Genomic DNA, 18,260 nt, shown 5'->3' on the forward strand with positions numbered 1-18,260 from the left:
CTTGCCAGTGCACTCTCTGGCGAATTGCTCTGCTATTGTTTTGAAGACCTCTTTTCATCCATTCGGATGATCTACCGTAAGCAGCTTTACGGCACCGTCATTACGGGCAGGTTCGCGAGTTCACGAGAAACGCATCATGCCCACACCGCCAATAGATCGTCCGCCAGCCGAGCCCCAGTCCCGGGCCGAAAAAATCGTCGAATTTCGTCGGCAGAAAACCCTGCTCAAGACCGGCGCGTTGCAGGACGCGATCTTCAACAGCGCCTACTTTTCCAGCATCGCCACTGACGAAAAAGGCGTGATCCAGATCTTCAATGTCGGCGCCGAGCGCATGCTCGGTTACAAGTCCGAGGACGTGGTCGACAAGATCACCCCGGCGGACATCTCCGATCCTAATGAGCTGATCACCCGCGCCGCCGCCCTCAGCCTGGAACTCAATACGCCGATCACGCCGGGGTTCGAAGCGCTGGTGTTCAAGGCGTCCCGGGGCATCGAAGACATTTATGAACTGACCTACATCCGCAAGGACGGCAGCCGTCTCTCGGCCATGGTCTCGGTGACGTCGCTGCGTGACAGCGCCGAAACCATCATCGGTTATCTGCTGATCGGCACCGATAACACCGCGCGCAAACAGGAAGAGGCGACCCAGGCGTTGCTTGACCAGCGTTTGCGCGATCAGCAGTTTTATACCCGCTCGCTGATCGAATCGAACATCGATGCGCTGATGATGACTGACCCGCAAGGCATCATTTCCGACGTCAACATGCAGATGATGGCGTTGACCGGGCGCACCCGCGATGAGCTGATCGGCGCGCCGTGCAAGAACTTTTTCACTGACCCGGCGCGCGCCGAAGCGGCGATCAAGCGTGTGCTCAGCGAACACAAGGTCAGCGACTACGAACTCACCGTGCGCGCCTACAACGGCACTGAAACCGTGGTTTCGTACAACGCGGCGACCTTTCATGACCGCGACCGCAAGTTGCAAGGCGTGTTCGCCGCTGCCCGCGATGTCACCGAACGCAAACGCTTCGAACGCACGCTGGAAGAGAAGAACATCGAGCTCGAACATGCCAGCCACATGAAGTCCGAATTCCTCGCCACCATGTCCCACGAACTGCGCACGCCGCTGAACGCGATTATCGGTTTTTCCGAAGCGCTCAAGGACGGCATGGTCGGCGACATGAGCGAAACCCAGCGCGAGTACATCGGCGACATTTTCAACAGTGGCCAACATTTGCTGTCACTGATCAATGACATCCTCGACCTGTCCAAGGTCGAAGCCGGGATGATGGAGCTGGAGCTCGAACCGGTCGAACTGCAAAGCCTGTTGAGCAACAGTTTGCTGATCGTGCGCGAGAAAGCCGCACTGCAACGCATCCAGCTGAAACTGCAGTCGGACCGCGACATCGGCACCTTCGAACTCGACCTGCGCAAGACCAAACAGATCGTCTACAACCTGCTGGCCAACGCGGTGAAGTTCAGCGCGCCGGGCGGTCTCGTCACGTTGGCGGTGCGCCGGGTCGGGCGTGAGAAAGTGGGCACGCTTGAAGGTGACTGGCCGGTGCACGGCTTTCAGATTCCCGACAGCGATTACCCAGAGTTTCTCGAGTTGAGTGTCAGCGACACCGGCATTGGCATCGCGCGAGGCAACATGAACAAATTGTTCAAGGCGTTCAGCCAGATCGACAGTAGCCTGGCGCGCAAATTCGAGGGCACCGGCCTGGGCCTGGCGATGGTCAAGCAATTGACCGAGCTGCACGGCGGCAGCGTCGCCGTCGCCAGCCTCGAAGGGGCGGGCGCGCGATTCGTGGCGTGGCTGCCGATCCGACATTCAACCACTGTGGAGGCGCCATGGCCGAGATCCTGATCGTCGAAGACAACGCCGCCAACATGCGCCTCGCCCGGTTGCTGCTGACCAGCGCCGGCCACAGCGTGGTGTGCGCCGCGGATGCGGAGACGGGCTTGAAGCTGGCCCGCGAGCGTCAACCCGCGCTGATCCTGATGGACATCCAGTTGCCGGGAATGGATGGCCTCAAAGCCACTTCACTGCTCAAGCAAGACGCGCTGACTGCCGCGATCCCGGTGATCGCGCTCACCGCCATGGCCATGAAAGAAGACGAGGAGAAAACCCGTCTGGCCGGTTGCAACGCCTACATCATCAAACCCCTGCGCTACAAGGAGCTCTACCGGGTCATCGACCGTTTGCTGCAAGACACTTTGCCTCAACAGCCCTCTATCTGAGCTCTCTACATGCCCGACACTGCCGCTACCCTGTTGATCGTCGACGACGAAACCCACGTGCGCAAACTGCTGCAAATCCTCTTGCAGAATCAGGGTTATCAAACCTTGACCGCCAGCTCCGGCGAGGAAGCCCTCGCGCTGGTCGCGCAGCAACCGCCCGACTTGATCCTGCTCGACATCATGATGCCGGGCATGGACGGCTACGAAGTGGCGCGTGAGCTCAAGTCCGACAAGGTCACGGCCAACATCCCGATCATCATGCTTTCCGCCCTCGGCGAACACAGCGCGCGGATTTCCGGGCTGGAGGCGGGCGCCGAAGACTTCCTCAGCAAACCGGTGGAAAGCGCCGAGTTGTGGCTGCGCGTGCGTAATCTGCTGCGGCTCAAGGCGTTCGGCGATTACCTGAAAAGCCACAGCCTGATGCTGGAAGAACAATTGCAACAGCGCACCATCGACCTCGAGCGGTTTCGTTCGGCGATGGACGCTTCGGGCGATGCGATTTTCCTCGTCAACCGCAGCTCCATGCGCCTGATCGAATTCAATCGGCGCGCCTGCCAGGTCTTGGGCTACAGCCCCGAAGAACTGCTGCAGAAAACCCCCGCCGACCTCAGCGATGACTCGCTCGAACAGCTCGAGCGCCTGTATGACCAGATCATCGCCGGCAATGGCCCCAGCGAACCCACCGAAGCGCACATCCACTGCAAGGACGGCCGACAGATCCCGGTGGAAATCCATCGCCAGGCCTACAAGACCGGCGACGACTGGATCATTGTCGGGATTGCCCGCGACATCACCGAACGCAAGGAAGCCGATCAGCGCATGCTGAAAATGGCTAATTACGACACGTTGACCGGCTTGCCCAACCGCAACCTGTTTTTCACCACGTTGCAGATGGGCCTTACCCAAGCGGCGCTCAGTGGCTGGCAACTGGCAGTGGTTACCGTCGACCTCGATGACTTCAGAAGCGTCAACGAAACCTGGGGCCATCTGCTGGGTGATCAGATGCTCACCGAGCTCAGTCAGCGCCTGACCCGTTGCCTCAATGTCAGTGACACCTTAGGGCGCATGGACGGTGACGAATTCGCGCTGATCCTGATGATTCGCGAGGGCCAGGCCGATCCGCTGCACACCGTCGAACGCATCCGCGAGTCGTTGCGCGTACCGTTTCAGCTGGCTGAGCACGCCACCGCGATGACCGCCAGCATCGGCATCGCGCTGTACCCCGATGACGGCGATGAAGCCCACCGATTGATCAAACACGCCAACACCGCCATGAACCGCGCGAAGAAAATCGGCCGGGACACTTACCGTTTTTACACCGCGCAAATGAACGTCGACGCGTCGGCGCGGCAAGAGCTGGAAACGGCCTTGCGCGAGGCGGTAGAACAGCAGGCATTCGAGCTGTTCTATCAGCCCAAGATCAGTCTGGCGGATGGCTGCGTTTGCGGGTTGGAAGCTCTGTTGCGCTGGTCGCGCCCGGGTCTGGGGCCTGTTTCGCCGGCGGTGTTTGTGCCGATTCTGGAAACCCTCGGGCTGATTTCCGAGGTGGGCAGATGGGTGATCCGCCGCGTCTGTCAGCAAATGGCCGAATGGCAAACTGCCGGGTTGGGACCTTTCCAGGTGGCGGTCAACGTCTCGGGCCAGCAGATCATCGAGGGCGACTTGATCGACAGCATCCGCCAAGCGTTGATCGATCATCGGATTGATCCGCAGTGGCTGGAAATCGAGCTGACAGAAAGCTCGTTGATGGAAAACACCTCGCACACCATCGCCAGTTTGCAGACGCTGCAGGCGCTGGGGATCAAGGTGTCGATCGACGATTTCGGCACGGGTTATTCCAGCCTCGCGTATTTGCGACGGTTCCCGATCGACAAGCTGAAAATCGATATCGCCTTCATCCGCGAAGTCACCAGCAACCCGCAGGACGCGGCGATTGCCCGGACGATTATCGAACTTGCGCACAGCCTGCATTTGCAAGTGATCGCCGAAGGGGTCGAGACCGCCGAGCAACTGGCATTTCTGACTGCAAACGGCTGCGATCAGGTGCAGGGCTACTTGTTCAGCCGACCGCTGCCGATTGGCGAACTGGAAGTGTTTTTGCGCGGTCGGCGGGGTTTCGAGGTCTAGCTGCCCCAGCCCTCACTGACCGCCCGGCGTATCCCTTCGAGCAACATCGCAAACGCCGGGTTGTCATTGTTTTCGCGCCAGATCAGGTGCAGTTCGCTTTGCACCCCTTCGCCCAGATCGATATCGCGAAACTGCACATTCCTGAACACCACACTGGTCGCGCAACGCGGCACCAGCGCCAGGCCCATTCCGGCGTTGACCAGCGCCAGAATGGTCAGCGACGAACCCAGCCATTGCACGTATTCCGGCGCCACCCGGGCCGAGCGCAGCATGCCGGTCAGCAGTTCGTTGAACGGTGGGTAAGCGGCGTGGGAGTACATCAGGAACGGCTGGGCGTCGAGGTCTTGCACGGACACACTTTCAGCGCTGGCCAGTCGATGGTTGCTCGGCACCGCGAGCACAAACGGCTCACGCACCGGGCATTCGGTGGCGTAACCCGGTTCCAGCAGCGGCGCGCGGACGATGCCGAGGTCGATCCGTCGCGCGCGCAGGGCTTCGTGCTGCTGGTAGGTGTTCATCTCGGTCAGGTCGATTTTCACGTGCGGCTGTTTCAGCCGTGCTTCGGCGATGACTTTGGGCAGGAATTCATACACCGCGCTGCCGACGAAGCTGATATTGACCGAGCCGATATCCCCTTCGGCGAACCGTCGCGCGGTGACGGCGGCTTGTTGCGCGCGTTCGAGCAAGTTCTGCGCTTCGATGAAAAACGCCCGGCCGGCGGCGGTCAACGCGACGCTGCGGGTGGTGCGGGTGAACAGCTCGACGCCGAGGTGGTGCTCAAGCAATTGAATCTGCCGACTCAGCGGCGGCTGGGTCATGTTCAGGCGTTCGGCGGCGCGACGAAAGTTGAGTTCGGTGGCGACCGTGGTAAAGCAGCGCAGTTGGGTAAGCTCGAACATTGATCTAATCCAGGTATCAATCGAATGCCAAGTTAGATTAGACGGGATCAATTGTCGCGTCCATGATCGGCTCGTCCCTACAAAAACAAGATTGGGAGTTGCCTCTTGAAAACCCTGCAGAGTTCACCGCAGCCCACGGTACTCGCCCGTGCCGCGTCCAAAGTGAAACGCCATGTGCTGCCGTTGTTCGTGGTGATGTTTATCGTCAACTACATCGACCGGGTCAATATCGGTTTCGTGCGCAGCCATCTGGAAACCGACCTCGGCATCGGCGCGGCGGCGTATGGCTTGGGCGCCGGGCTGTTTTTCGTCGGTTACGCGCTGTTTGAAGTGCCGTCCAACATGCTGCTGCAGCGCTACGGCGCGCGCGTCTGGCTGACCCGCATCATGTTCACCTGGGGCGCCGCCGCGATGGCGATGGCCTTCGTTCAGGGCGAAACCAGTTTCTACGTGCTGCGCTTTATCCTCGGCGCCGCCGAAGCCGGATTTTTTCCCGGCATCATTTATTACTTCACCCAGTGGCTGCCGGCGTCTGAACGCGGCAAGACCATGGCGGTATTCCTCAGCGGCTCGGCGATTGCCTCTGTGATCTCCGGCCCGGTCTCCGGTGCGCTGCTGAACATCAACGGTTTGAGCCTGCATGGCTGGCAGTGGATGTTCCTGATCGAGGGCTTCGCGTCCATCGTCTTGTGCGGGTTTGTCTGGTTCTGGCTGCAATCGCATCCGCGTGAGGCGAAATGGCTGAGCGACGAGGAGCGGGGCGCGTTGATCGCGGCGATTGCCGAAGAACAGCAGGCGCGCGAAGCGGTAAAAGGCGTCAAGCCGTCGATGTTCAAACTGTTGGCCGACCGGCAGATTGCGCTGTTCTGCTTCATCTACTTTTCCATTGCCCTGACCATTTATGGCGCGACGTTCTGGCTGCCGAGCATGATCAAGAAGATGGGCAATCTGGGCGACTTCCAGGTTGGCTTGTTCAACTCGGTGCCGTGGATCATCTCGATCGTGGCGATGTACGGCTTCGCGGCGCTGGCCGGCAAATGGAAATTCCAGCAGGCGTGGGTCGCGCTTACATTGGTGATCGCCGCGTTCGGCATGTTCATGTCCACCACCGGCGGGCCGGTCTTCGCATTTGTCGCGATCTGTTTTGCCGCGATCGGTTTCAAAGCTGCCTCGGCGCTGTTCTGGCCGATTCCGCAAGCCTATCTGGACGCACGGATCGCGGCGGCGGTGATTGCGCTGGTCAATTCCATCGGCAACCTCGGCGGCTTCGTCGCCCCGACCGCGTTCGGCTTTCTTGAGCAAACCACCGGCTCGATCGAGGGCGGCATGTACGGCCTCGCGGCGACATCGCTGGTGGCTGCCGTGGTGATCTTTTTCGCCCGCACCACGCCAAAAGCCACCTCGCCAACGCCGCGCAAACGCAACGGCAATTCGCCCGACGTCGTGGTGCCGAGCCACGCCGCATCGCATTAAGCCCTGGATATTGATCAATCGGAGCCTGACCTTTGAAAATCAAACGAGTGACCGTGACCCCCATCGCTTTCCGCGATCCGCCACTGCTTAACGCCAGCGGCATTCACGAACCTTTTGCTTTGCGTTCGATCATCGAAATCGAAAGCGACAACGGCTACATCGGCCTCGGCGAGAGCTACGGCGATGCCCCGGCGCTGGCGATTCAGCAACAATTGCAAACGCAACTGATTGGCCTCGACCCGTTCAACCTTAATCATTTGCGCGCGATCGTCCAGGCCACCGTGGCGGCGAACAAATCCACGAGCGTTGCCGGCGCTGAACTGGCGCCCGGTTCGCATGCGAGCAAAGCGGTGAGCAATGCGTATTCGGCATTTGAAGTGGCGTTTCTCGACCTGCAGGCGCACGCGCTGAACGTGCCGCTGGTGGATCTGTTGGGCGGGGCGATCCGTGACGAAATCCCGTTCAGCGCCTACCTGTTTTTCAAGTACGCGCAGCACATCGATTCGCCGTATAAACCCGACAGTTGGGGCGAAGCGCTGAACGAAGAGCAGATCGTCGCCCAGGCACGCCGGATGATCGAAACCTATGGTTTCAAGAGCATCAAGCTCAAGGCCGGCGCCCTCGAGCCGGAGCATGAAGTGGCGTGCATCAAGGCGTTGAAAAAGGCTTTTCCGGGGTATCCGCTGCGCATTGATCCGAACGCCAATTGGTCGCTGGAGACTTCGATTCGCATGGCTGAATTGCTCGGCGACGACCTGCAATATTACGAAGACCCGACGCCGGGCCTCGAAGGCATGTCCGAGTTGCACAAACGTACCGGGCTGCCGCTGGCGACCAACATGGTGGTCACCGATTTTGATGAGTTTCGCCGCAGCGTCGCGTTGAACAGCGTGCAGATTGTGCTCGCCGATCACCATTATTGGGGCGGCCTGCGCGACACTCAGGCGCTGGCGAAAATGTGCCAGACGTTCGGCGTCGGTGTGTCGATGCATTCCAATTCGCACCTGGGCATCAGCCTGATGGCGATGGCGCACGTGGCGGCGTCGGTGCCGAATCTGGATTACGCCTGTGACACGCATTACCCGTGGCAGGAACCGGACGAGGAAGTGATCAAGGGCGGTAAACTGCCGATTGTCGACGGCTGCGTGAAGATCACCCGCGCACCTGGATTGGGCCTGGAACTGGACCACGATCAGCTCGGCAAACTGCACGATCAATACCTGACCTGCGGGATTCGCCAACGCAATGATGTGAAGCAGATGCAGCGTTATAAACCGGAGTGGAAAACCCTGAAGCCCCGGTTCTGAATCACCGACGATCCTGTAGCAGCTGCCGAGGTACGAGGCTGCGTTTGATGTGTAGCAGCTGCCGAGGTACGAGGCTGCGTTCGGCTGCGCAGCAGTCGTGAATTCAGTTGACGCGGTGTTTCAGGAAAACCGCATACACAGGTTTCACGACTGCTGCGCAGCCGAACGCAGCCTCGTCCCTCGGCAGCTGCTACAAAGGCGAGCGCAGCAGCTTCCCGGTTCGGCGCAGTTGCTCAGTTGATATCCGAATCACAGCCATCCGGGTCAGGCTCTCGCGCCTTCACGGCACGCTGCAACCGCGCTGCGATCAAAGTGTTCTTCAGCAAATAAGCAATCGTCATCGGCCCGACGCCGCCCGGCACTGGCGTGATTGCGCTGGCGACGGTGCGGGCGCTGGCGTAATCGACATCGCCGACCAGACGGCTACCGGATTCGTCAGTAATTCGGTTGATCCCGACATCAATTACCACCGCCCCAGGCTTGAGCCAACTGGCATCGATCAACCCCGGACGCCCGACTGCCGCCACCACGATGTCGGCCAATCGGCACAGTGCCGGCGCATCGACGCTGCGCGAATGCACGACGCTGACCGAGCAGTGAGCTTGCAGCAACAAGGTCGCCATCGGTTTGCCGACAATGTTCGAACGGCCGATCACTACCGCGTGCAAACCGCTGATGTCACCACAGGTTTCCTGCAACAGGCGCATGCAGCCGCTCGGCGTGCACGGGGTCAGCACGTCCATGCCTTGCACCAGACCACCGACGTTTTCACGATGAAAACCGTCGACGTCCTTGATTGGATCGATGGCGTGAATTACCGCCGCTTCATCGATATGCGCCGGCAACGGCAGTTGCACCAGAATGCCGTTCACCGTGACATCGGCGTTCAATTGCGCGATCAGCTCCAGCACCTGCGCCTGGCTGGCTATGTCCGGCAGGCGATGTTCAAGCGAGCGGATCCCGACTTCCTTGGCGCGCAGCAATTTGTTGCGCACGTAAACGTGGCTGGCCGGGTCATCACCGACCAGCACCACCGCCAGTGCCGGGAAAGTCTGCTGCTCGGCGAGGCCCGCGACCTCTGCGCGAACTTCTTCCAGCACCAGGGCGGCAATGGCTTTGCCGTCGATATTGCGGGCCAGCGTGGGGGTACTGCTGATCAACTGCGTCACCGTCATCATTAAAAGAGCAGGCCGCAGATTACCAGCCGAGGGTCGCGGTGTACTACCGGCAGCAGATGGACAGGATGTCGCGGGGGACTGTGGCGAGGGGGCTTGCCCCCGTTGGGCTGCGCAGCGGCCCCAGAATCTTGTGAGCGCTGCGCACTCAAACGCGAGCAAGCTCGCTCGCCACAGGTTATTCGGTGTGCTTGGGATTTGGGTGAGGGCTGCTCTTGCTTATTGAACATCTGATCAACAGTGCGCAACACCACCAACCCTGTGGCGAGCGAGCTTGCTCGCGCTGGGCTGCGTAGCGGCCCTAAAATCTTGTGAGCGCTGCGCACTCAAACGCGGGCAAGCCCGCTCGCCACAGGTTATTCGGTGTGCTTGGGATTTAGGTTTGGGCTGCTCTTGCTTGTTGGACATCTGATCAACAGTGCGCAACACCACCAACCCTGTGGCGAGCGAGCTTGCTCGCGCTGGGCTGCGCAGCGGCCCCAAAATCTTGTGAGCGCTGCGCACTCAAACGCGAGCAAGCTCGCTCGCTCGCCACAGGGGATCGGGTGTTTTGTAGGATCACTGTTCCTTTTCGCAGTTGACCATCCACGAGACCCCGAAGCGGTCCACGAGCATGCCGAATCGTGCCGCCCAGAAGGTTTGCTCCAGCGGCATTTGCACGCGGCCGCCGTCCGCCAGTGCGCCGAAGACGCGTTCGGCTTCGGCGATGCTGTCGACGTTGAGCGAGATCGAGCAGCCGGCCATGTCGTCGGTCGGGCGGTCGGGGGTGGTGTCCGAGCCCATGATCGACTGGTCGCCAACCGACAGGCTGGTATGGATGATCAGGTTGTAATAGTCCGCCTGCACATGTTCGCGCGCCGGGCTTTCGCCGAAGGTCATCATCATGTCGATCTGGCCGGGCAGGGCCTGGGCGTAGAAAGTGAACGCGGCTTTGCAGTCGCCGTTGAATATCAGATAGGGATTGATTTTCATGGTGTGCTCCCGGTGTCCGAGTGAGCTGAAGGCCAGGGCGGCCTTCAACTTCAATGGGGTTCGACCTCAATTAGCAAAGCCTTAGAGGTCAGATCCTGCCGGGTTTATTCAGACGTTTTTTCTATAGCAGCGCGGCGGCTTATTGCCCGCGCGATCAGTCGACGATCACGCGTTCGTTGTCATCATCGCCCAGACAAACCGTCAGTTGCTGACCCTCTTTGCTGAACGCGCAATGGGGCATTGTTTGCTTCTTGTAAATCGACATCGGCACGCCAATAAAAAAACCGGCCAGCAGCAGTGCGGCGATGAATTGCACGGGCATGTGCTCGGGGTCCGGGGCGCGGGGTTTGCGGCGTGCGCGAACGTACAATCCGCTCGCCAGCAATAAAACGCCGATCAACATGAAGCTGCCGATCTCGTGCTGACTGACGCTGTAGATCACCTGTTCAGCGTTGTCCGGATAATTCACTTGCCACCAGACTCCGAATCCCAAAGGCACAACACCGGCGCCGATCCAGCCCCACATCGCGCCCGGTAAACGCAATAACACCGCAACGATGATGCCCAGCGTGGCGACGATCCAGCCGAACAAATACAGCTGAATCGCCATGCCGCCGCCCATGAACGTGCCGCCGACGTCGATGGGTTCCATCAACAACCAGTCGTAAAAGGCGTGGTGCAAGATCAGCACGAGAACGACGAGCCAGCTCATCGCGTAATACAGGCATGTCCAGAGGGTATTGAGGCGCGATAACACACGAAATCCTTTTGGTGTTTTGAGGGGCCGCCATTATGCCCTCGGGCTCAACCCTTTGCAGGCTTCAAACCACTGCTCAATGGCGCGACGGCCGCAGCAATCGCCGCCGTCGCCGTCAGCTGAAGTACCATGGCGCCTTCGCCCAGATCGCCGCCGTCCTCGCAGAGCCCGCCGCCCTATGCCAACCCTCACACGCTTCACCTCGTTGCTCGACCAGTCCAAACGCGCTTTGCTCCTGGTGTGGGGCACTTCGCGCGGACTGTTTCTCGGGCTGGTCCTCGCGACGTTGATCGCCGGTGTACTGCCCGCGCTGGCGGCGTGGCTCGGCCAGCGGATTGTCGATGCGGTGGTGGCGGCGATGCAGTTGCATGCGCAGCAGGGCAGTGCGCCGTTGTGGCCGGTGGTGCGTTTTGTGTTGATGGAGGCGGGTGTGCTCGCTTTGTTGAGCGCGACGCAGCGGGCGTTGTCGGTGCAGCAGTCGTTGTTGCGGGTGCAGTTGGGGCAGAAGGTCAACACGATGATTCTGGAGAAGGCCCAGACGTTGTCGCTGGTGCAATTCGAGAATTCGGAGTTTTACGACAAATTGGTGCGGGTGCGGCGCGAGGCGTCGACCCGGCCGCTGGCGCTGGTGATGAAGTCGCTGGGGCTGATCCAGAACCTGATTGTGCTGATCAGCTTCGGCGTATTGCTGGTGCATTTTTCGCCGTGGGCGCTGGTGCTGCTGGTGGTCGGTGCGTTGCCGGTGTTCTTTGCCGAGGCGCATTTTTCCGGGGATGCGTTTCGCCTGTTTACCCGTCGTGCGCCGGAGAGTCGGCAGCAGAGTTACATCGAGACGTTGCTGTCCCACGAAGGCTTCATCAAGGAGGTCAAGCTGTTCGGCTTCGCGCCGTTGTTGTTGAAGCGTTATCGCGACACTTTCGCGCGGCTGTACGCCGAGGATCGCCGACTGACCCTGCGCCGCGATGGCTGGGGATTTCTCCTCGGTTTGCTCGGCACCGGGGCGTTCTACCTCGCGTACGCGTGGGTGGTAGTCGACACCGTGCACGGCCAGATCAGCCTTGGGCAGATGACCATGTACCTGGTGCTGTTCAAACAGGGACAAACCGCCGTCAGCAGCAGCCTCAGCGCGATCAGCGGTCTGTACGAGGATGGGCTTTACCTGTCGAGCCTTTACGAATACCTCGCCGAACCGGTGGTCAGCGACACCGGCCACCTCACCGTCGGCGCGCTGCCGGGTGACGGGCTGCGTTTCGAGAATGTCGGTTTTCGTTATCCGGGGGCGAGTCGGGCGGCGCTCGAAGGCATCGACTTGCATCTGGTGCCGGGTCGCAGCATGGCGCTAGTCGGAGAGAACGGTTCGGGCAAAACCACGCTGATCAAACTGCTCACGCGGCTGTATCGCCCGGATCAGGGCCGCATCCTGCTCGACGGCAGCGATCTGCAAACCTGGGAAGAGGACGCGCTGCGGCGGCGTATCGGCGTGATTTTTCAGGACTACATTCGGTATCAGTTCACCGTCGGCGAGAACATCGGGGTCGGCGACACCCTGGCATTCGACGATGAGCAACGCTGGAAACAAGCCGCCGCCGAGGGCATGGCCGCGCCGTTTATCGAAGGCCTTGATCGCGGTTATGCGACGCAACTGGGTCGCTGGTTCGCCGGTGGTCAGGAGTTGTCGGGCGGGCAATGGCAGAAGATTGCCTTGTCCCGCGCCTACATGCGCCGCGACGCCGACATCCTGATCCTCGACGAACCGACCTCAGCCCTCGACCCGGCTGCGGAAGCGGCGGTGTTCGAACATTTCAGCCAGCACACTCAGGGCCGCATGACGTTGCTGATTTCCCACCGTTTCTCCAGCGTGCGCAACGCCGATCACATCATCGTGCTTGATCAAGGCGCGATTCTGGAGCGCGGCGACCACGACACTCTGGTCGCGGCGGGCGGGCGTTATGCGCAGCTGTTTGATTTGCAGGCGCGCGGGTATCGCTAGTGTTCAGGTTTCAGGCGAGCTGCGATGCACCGCAGCAACCTGCGCCGGTTTGGCTTTCATCAGGTTTTCGATGGCTTGACGATACTGGCTGCCGCCCAGGCTCATGCTGTTGTTGTGCGTGCCGCCGGGCACCAGCAGCAGGCGTTTGGGCTCGTTGGCGGCGTTGAACAATTGCTCGCTGAAGCGCGACGGCATGAACGCATCCGCCAAGCCGTGAACCACCAGCAGCGGCATGTCGATGTCGGCGATCTTGTCGATGGAATCGAATTTCTGCGACAGCAACCAGCGCACCGGCAGCGATTTGACCGGCAGATTGTTGTCGGCGACTTGCGCGACCGCGTCGCCCAACGTGGTGAAGGTCGATTCGATGACCAAGCCGCGCACCGGCACCGCGACGTGATCCTTTTTCGCTTGCTCGGAGAGGTCCGCCGCAAGGTCAATTGCCACCGCGCCGCCCAGCGAATGGCCGTAGATCAGGCGTTTTTTCGCATCTGGCTGCATCTCTTTGAAGCGATCCCACGCCACTCGGGCGTCTTCGTAAACACTGGCCTCCGACGGCAGATCGCCCTTGCTTTGGCCGAAGCCACGGTAATCGATGGCCAGCACCGAATAGCCCATCGCGCGTAACTGCTCGATGCGGAACGCCTGGCCGGTGAGGTTCCAGCGCACGCCGTGCAGATACAGGATCGACGGCGCGTCGCGACGGGCGGCGGGCCACCACCAGGCGTGCAGGTTCTGGCCGCCCTTGAAACTGGCCGGTTTGATGTCGAATTCCTGCACATCTTTCGGCAAGCCGCGATACCAGCCCGCCGTGCCCGGCTCGATGCGAAACAGCAATTCGCGCTCTTTGTACTTGAGCACCCCGCAACCCGCCGGCAGGCCGACGATCAGCAGCGCCATGCACAACGTCGCAAACCAGCGTTTGCGCAAGCGGCTCATGAGGGAAGAAAACATGCAGCGGTCCAGTCGAAAGGGGGAAACACGGGTTTTAACAGATGCGTACCGAGGTCGGGAATTATTTCGACAACCGTGTGTGTTGCAGGGTCTTGCGCAAAGCCGCTGGTCTTTGCGTGCTAGGCGGCCTTAGAAAAAGATTGAATTATCACAATAAATGTTATTTAAATAACAAAACAACAACGCCAGACATCAGTCCGGCAAGCCGTAACAAGGTGGGATAGCAATGAGCAAGATCGCAGTCATCGGCAGCAATATGGTGGATCTGATCACCTACATCGACCGCATGCCGGCACAGGGCGAAACGCTCGAAGCGCCGGGATTTGCCCTCGGTTGCGGCGGCAAAGGCGCGAATCAAGCGGTGGCAGCGGCCAAGCTCGGCGCGGATGTGCTGATGCTGACCAAGGTTGGCGACGACATGTTTGCCGACAACACTCTGGCCAATTTCCAGCGCTTCGGCATCGACACGCGTTACGTGCAGCGCGTACCGGGCGTGTCCAGCGGCGTCGCGCCGATCTTCGTCCAGGCCGATTCGCACAACAGCATCCTCATCGTCAAAGGTGCCAACGCGCATCTTTCACCAGCAGACATCGACGCCGCCGCCGCTGCTTTGCGCGAGTGCGCGCTGATCGTCTTGCAGCTCGAAATCAACGTCGAAACCGTCTATCACGCCATCGCTTTCGGCCGCGAATACAACATCCCGGTGTTACTGAACCCGGCGCCTGCCTTGGCCGGCCTCAGCCGTGAACACCTCGCGCAGCTGGACTTCCTGGTGCCCAACGAGTCCGAGCTGGCGCTGATCAGCGGCCAGACCGTCAACTCGCCCGAGTCCGCGCTCAACGCCGCGCGAGCGTTGGTCGCCAGCGGCATCCGCCACGTCATCGTCACCCTCGGCCAGCAAGGCGCGTTGTACGTCGGCGCTGAGGGCGAGTTTCAGGTCCCTGGCCTGCGCGTGGATGCCCGCGACACCACCGGCGCCGGTGATGCGTTTATCGGTTGCTTCATCCAGCACTGGACCCGCTCGCGCGACATTCGCGCGGCAATGGTGCAGGCGGTTGCCTATTCCGCGTGCTCGGTTACCGGCCTCGGCACCCAGACTTCCTACCCGAACGCCGACGCCTTCGCTGAATTCCAGCGCGCGTTCGACGCCTGAATTTGCGCCGCTTCACCCCGACAACTCACCGGAGAACAACAATGACAAAGCCTCCGCTCCAACAGACGCCCGACGGTTTTTACCTGAACCGCACGCCATGGTTCGCCTTCATTCTGCTGTGCAGCATTTTTGCCCTGTGGGCGGCAGCGGCGAGCATGAACGACGTACTGATCGCGCACTTCAAGAAAGCCTTCCTGCTCAGCGATTTCCAGACCGCGTTCGTGCAATCGGCGTTTTACCTCGGCTATTTTTTCGTGGCGATTCCGGCAGCGCTGGTGGTTCGGCGTTTCAGCTACAAGACCACCATCCTCATCGGTTTGATGCTCTACATGTTCGGTTGCCTGTTGTTCTTCCCGGCGGCATCCACGGCCAAATACGGCATGTTCTTGCTGGCACTGTTTGTGATTGCGTCAGGGCTGGCGTTCCTCGAAACCGCGTGCAACACCTATTCGACGCTGATGGGCCCACGCGAAACCGGCACTCGGCGACTGAACATTTCGCAGACCTTCCACCCGTTCGGCGCGATGGCCGGCGTCTACGTCGGCAGCTTCGTGATGTTCAAGGACACCGACGCGACCCACGAACAACTCACGCAAATGAGCGCTTCGGACGCGGCGGTGCAGCAACTGCAAATGATCCAGTCCACGTTGCTCCCCTACAAATGGATGATCGCGGTGCTGGTGCTGATGTTCATCCTGATCGCCATCACGCGTTTTCCTTCGTGCAAAGGCGTGCAAACCGCAACCAGGAAAACCTCCAGCCTCGGCCAGAGTCTGTCGCGGCTGTGGGCCAATGAACGCTTCGCTTTTGGTGTGCTTGCGCAGTTCCTTTACGTGGGCGCGCAGGTCGGCGTCTGGAGTTTCACCATTCGTCTGGCCATGCAATTGGGCGGGATGAATGAGCGCAGCGCGTCGTGGTTTTTGCTGACGACATTTGCTGCGTATTTCGTCGGCAAACTGATCGCCAACGTGCTGATGCGCAAACTGCACCCGGCCAAGGTCCTGGCGATCTACGGCGTGCTGTGCATCGTGCTGCTCGCCTACACGATTCTGGTGCCGAACATCACTGCGGTGTATGCGGCCGTCGGCGTCAGCGTGTTCCTCGGTCCGTGCTGGCCGACCATTTATGGCCTGACCATCGATGGCCTCGGTGAAGACACCGGCGTCGGCGGTTCGCTGCTGGTGATGAGCATTGTCGGCGGCGGCGTGATTCCGATCTTCCAGGGCCTGCTGTCGGATTACAGCGGCGGCAACATGCAACTGGCCTACAGCGTGCCGTTGCTGTGCTTCATCGTGATCGTCGCTTACGCGGTGCGCTGCCTGCGCAACTCGGCCAGTGAACGTGCGCCCGTCGGCGCGGCGGTGACCTCATGAGCACCCGGATCAATCTCTATCCGGCACTGTTTGGCGAGGCGCCAAAAACCTTGCTTGAATCGGCGGATTTCACGGTCAGCGCCAGTCTGTTTCCCAGCGGTGTGCTGGCGCTGGAAATGCGCAACAGCCGTGGTCATTTGCTGGTTCTGCCGTATCAGGGCCAGATGATCTGGGACGCGGTGTTCGACGGTTGCGACTTGACCATGAGCAACCTGTTCAGTCAGCCAAAACCGAGCCCGACGGTGATCGGCACCTACGGCTGTTTCATGTTTCACAGCGGCCTGCTGCGCAACGGCTGTCCGACGCCCGATGACGACCATCCGCTGCACGGCGAAATGCCCTGCGCAGCGATGGATCGCGCCTGGCTGGAGGTCGGTGAAGACAGCGCCGGGGCGTACCTGCGCCTCGGCGGCGAGTACGAATACGCGCAAGGTTTCGGCGACCGCTATCTGGCCAGTCCGAGCGTGACCTTGCGCGCCGATTCCGGCCTGTTCGATATCGCGATGAACGTGACCAACCGCGCCGGCAAACCGATGGACCTGATGTACATGGTCCACATGAATTACGCCTACGTCGAGGGCGCGCGGTTTGTCGAACCGTTGGGATTTGACCGCGTGCGGTTGCGCAGCAGCGTGCCGGCGCACGTCAAACCGACGCCGGCCTGGAGCCGTTACATGGAGCAGTTGGCCGCAGAACCGCAACAGTTTCGCTGCCTCGACCAACCGGAGCTTTATGACCCGGAGATTGTGTTTTTCTTCGACGGCGTGCGCGCCGATGCCCATGGCGACGCGCATTTTCTGCTGAGCCATCCCGACGGCGCAGCGTTCTACACGCGCTATCGCCCGGAGCAATTCGAACACGCGGCGCGCTGGATCCTGCACAACGCCGATCAGCAAGTCGCGGCGTTCATTTTGCCCGCGACGTGCGAGCCGGAAGGCTATCGGGCCGAGTTCGCCAAGGGCAATGTGCGTTCATTGGCAGCGGGGGAGACCGCTGCGTTCAAGCTCACCACCGGTTACCTGAACAAGGACGAGCAACAAGCCTTGATCAGATGATCAACTGCGCACCGCTGGCGGTAATCGCGTCGCGGTAAGCCTTGGGGATTTTCTTGTCACTGACCACGTAGTGGAAATCCTCAAGCGCCGCGAAATGCGCGGTGCGCACGGTGTCGAACTTGCTGTGATCGGCCAACAACAAACGTTGCTGCGCCTGGCGCAAGACCTTCTGCTTGACCTCCACTTCATTGAAATTGAAGCAGGTCACGCCGAAGTCCTGGCTGACCCCAGCCGCTGAAACGAACGCCCAGGTCAGGCGCACGTGGTCGAGAATGCCGCTTTCGCTGGTGTTTTCGAACACCTGATTCTTGCGGTGGAACGTGCCGCCGCAGATGACGATGTGGCAATTGGGTTTTTGCGAGAGTTTCAGCAGCACGTTGAGGGAGTTGCACACTGCGGTGAATTCGAGCTCGTCGGGGATGAAATCGATAACAAACGGCGTGGTGGTGCCGCAGTCGAAAAACACGGTGTCGCCGGGCTGGATAAACCGCGCAGCGAGTTTGCCGATGCGGCGCTTTTCTTCGACGTGGCGGGTGTCCTGTTCGGCCACCCGGTAATCGCCGGGCTCGTTGCCGTCGTGGATTCGCGTGATGTAACCGCCCAGCAGACGCAGGTGCTCGGTGTACTTGCTCAAGTCGCGGCGCAGGGTCATTTCCGAGACGTCGAGCAATGCCGCCATTTCGCGCAGGTGAATGGCGCTCTGGTCTTGCAGGGCTTGTTGAATCAGCTTGAGACGCTCGGCTTTTTTACTGTCCACAGGCATTCCGGGGTTGATTGTTGATGT

The 18,260-nt window shown here is 60.5% G+C and carries 15 protein-coding genes; 9 read left to right on the top strand and 6 right to left on the bottom strand.

All coding sequences use genetic code 11. The features are described 5' to 3' along the window. Positions 1 to 136: 136 nt before the first annotated feature. The 3 genes from FBY12_RS13720 to FBY12_RS13730 are packed head-to-tail and all read left to right on the top strand — an operon-like array spanning position 137 to position 4,368. Entirely contained in the window at positions 137 to 1,867 is a 1,731-nt protein-coding gene (locus FBY12_RS13720) for a PAS domain S-box protein (RefSeq protein WP_145253153.1), read from the top strand. Beyond that, on the top strand, positions 1,852 to 2,241 hold the full coding sequence (locus FBY12_RS13725; protein ID WP_101208631.1) for a response regulator: 390 nt from the start codon (positions 1,852 to 1,854) through the stop codon (positions 2,239 to 2,241). Before FBY12_RS13720 ends, FBY12_RS13725 begins: the two co-directional genes overlap by 16 nt. A 9-nt stretch (positions 2,242 to 2,250) precedes the next feature. Then, a complete protein-coding gene (locus FBY12_RS13730; RefSeq protein WP_145253154.1) occupies positions 2,251 to 4,368 on the top strand; it encodes a bifunctional diguanylate cyclase/phosphodiesterase in 2,118 nt (705 codons plus the stop codon). Here the strand turns inward: FBY12_RS13730 and FBY12_RS13735 are convergent. Further along, positions 4,365 to 5,267 (bottom strand): LysR substrate-binding domain-containing protein, encoded by a 903-nt coding sequence (locus FBY12_RS13735; protein ID WP_145253155.1) that lies wholly within the window; start codon positions 5,265 to 5,267, stop codon positions 4,365 to 4,367. The two genes, FBY12_RS13730 and FBY12_RS13735, sit on opposite strands and share 4 nt — an antisense overlap. A 105-nt stretch (positions 5,268 to 5,372) precedes the next feature. Between FBY12_RS13735 and FBY12_RS13740 the strand changes: the two genes are divergently transcribed. Next, a complete protein-coding gene (locus FBY12_RS13740; protein ID WP_306092824.1) occupies positions 5,373 to 6,740 on the top strand; it encodes an MFS transporter in 1,368 nt (455 codons plus the stop codon). A gap of 32 nt (positions 6,741 to 6,772) precedes the next feature. Further along, complete coding sequence (locus tag FBY12_RS13745; RefSeq protein ID WP_145253156.1) at positions 6,773 to 8,047, top strand: glucarate dehydratase family protein; 1,275 nt, start codon at positions 6,773 to 6,775, stop codon at positions 8,045 to 8,047. Between the two features lie 233 nt (positions 8,048 to 8,280). On the opposite strand, the gene FBY12_RS13750 is transcribed toward FBY12_RS13745, so the two are convergent. The 3 genes from FBY12_RS13750 to FBY12_RS13760 form a co-directional block, all read right to left on the bottom strand. Continuing rightward, complete coding sequence (locus FBY12_RS13750; protein WP_145253320.1) at positions 8,281 to 9,222, bottom strand: bifunctional methylenetetrahydrofolate dehydrogenase/methenyltetrahydrofolate cyclohydrolase FolD; 942 nt, start codon at positions 9,220 to 9,222, stop codon at positions 8,281 to 8,283. Positions 9,223 to 9,780: 558 nt separating this feature from the next. Beyond that, the gene (locus FBY12_RS13755) at positions 9,781 to 10,194 is read right to left on the bottom strand and encodes a VOC family protein (RefSeq protein WP_145253157.1); all 414 of its coding nucleotides are present in this window, start codon (positions 10,192 to 10,194) and stop codon (positions 9,781 to 9,783) included. Positions 10,195 to 10,348: 154 nt separating this feature from the next. Further along, positions 10,349 to 10,906: a hypothetical protein gene (locus tag FBY12_RS13760; protein ID WP_256663309.1), complete on the bottom strand. Its 558-nt coding sequence runs from the start codon at positions 10,904 to 10,906 to the stop codon at positions 10,349 to 10,351. Positions 10,907 to 11,129: 223 nt separating this feature from the next. On the opposite strand from FBY12_RS13760, the gene FBY12_RS13765 reads away from it, so the two are divergent. Further along, complete coding sequence (locus FBY12_RS13765; RefSeq protein WP_092280117.1) at positions 11,130 to 12,941, top strand: ABC transporter ATP-binding protein; 1,812 nt, start codon at positions 11,130 to 11,132, stop codon at positions 12,939 to 12,941. A 3-nt stretch (positions 12,942 to 12,944) separates the two neighbouring features. On the opposite strand, the gene FBY12_RS13770 is transcribed toward FBY12_RS13765, so the two are convergent. Then, entirely contained in the window at positions 12,945 to 13,895 is a 951-nt protein-coding gene (locus FBY12_RS13770) for an alpha/beta hydrolase (protein WP_145253158.1), read from the bottom strand. A gap of 226 nt (positions 13,896 to 14,121) precedes the next feature. Here FBY12_RS13770 and rbsK point away from each other — a divergent pair, with 226 nt between their 5' ends. From rbsK to FBY12_RS13785, 3 genes are read left to right on the top strand one after another with little or no spacing between them, the layout of a single operon-like run. Then, a complete protein-coding gene (rbsK, locus tag FBY12_RS13775; protein WP_145253159.1) occupies positions 14,122 to 15,048 on the top strand; it encodes a ribokinase in 927 nt (308 codons plus the stop codon). A gap of 41 nt (positions 15,049 to 15,089) precedes the next feature. Beyond that, positions 15,090 to 16,421: an L-fucose:H+ symporter permease gene (fucP, locus tag FBY12_RS13780; RefSeq protein WP_145253160.1), complete on the top strand. Its 1,332-nt coding sequence runs from the start codon at positions 15,090 to 15,092 to the stop codon at positions 16,419 to 16,421. Further along, on the top strand, positions 16,418 to 17,476 hold the full coding sequence (locus FBY12_RS13785) for an aldose 1-epimerase family protein (protein ID WP_145253161.1): 1,059 nt from the start codon (positions 16,418 to 16,420) through the stop codon (positions 17,474 to 17,476). Before fucP ends, FBY12_RS13785 begins: the two co-directional genes overlap by 4 nt. On the opposite strand, the gene deoR is transcribed toward FBY12_RS13785, so the two are convergent. Next, positions 17,469 to 18,239 (bottom strand): DNA-binding transcriptional repressor DeoR, encoded by a 771-nt coding sequence (gene deoR / locus FBY12_RS13790; RefSeq protein WP_178111752.1) that lies wholly within the window; start codon positions 18,237 to 18,239, stop codon positions 17,469 to 17,471. The two genes, FBY12_RS13785 and deoR, sit on opposite strands and share 8 nt — an antisense overlap. Positions 18,240 to 18,260 lie beyond the last annotated feature (21 nt).

The organism is Pseudomonas sp. SJZ131 (genome assembly GCF_007828705.1).
Taxonomy (GTDB): Bacteria; Pseudomonadota; Gammaproteobacteria; order Pseudomonadales; family Pseudomonadaceae; genus Aquipseudomonas; species Aquipseudomonas prosekii.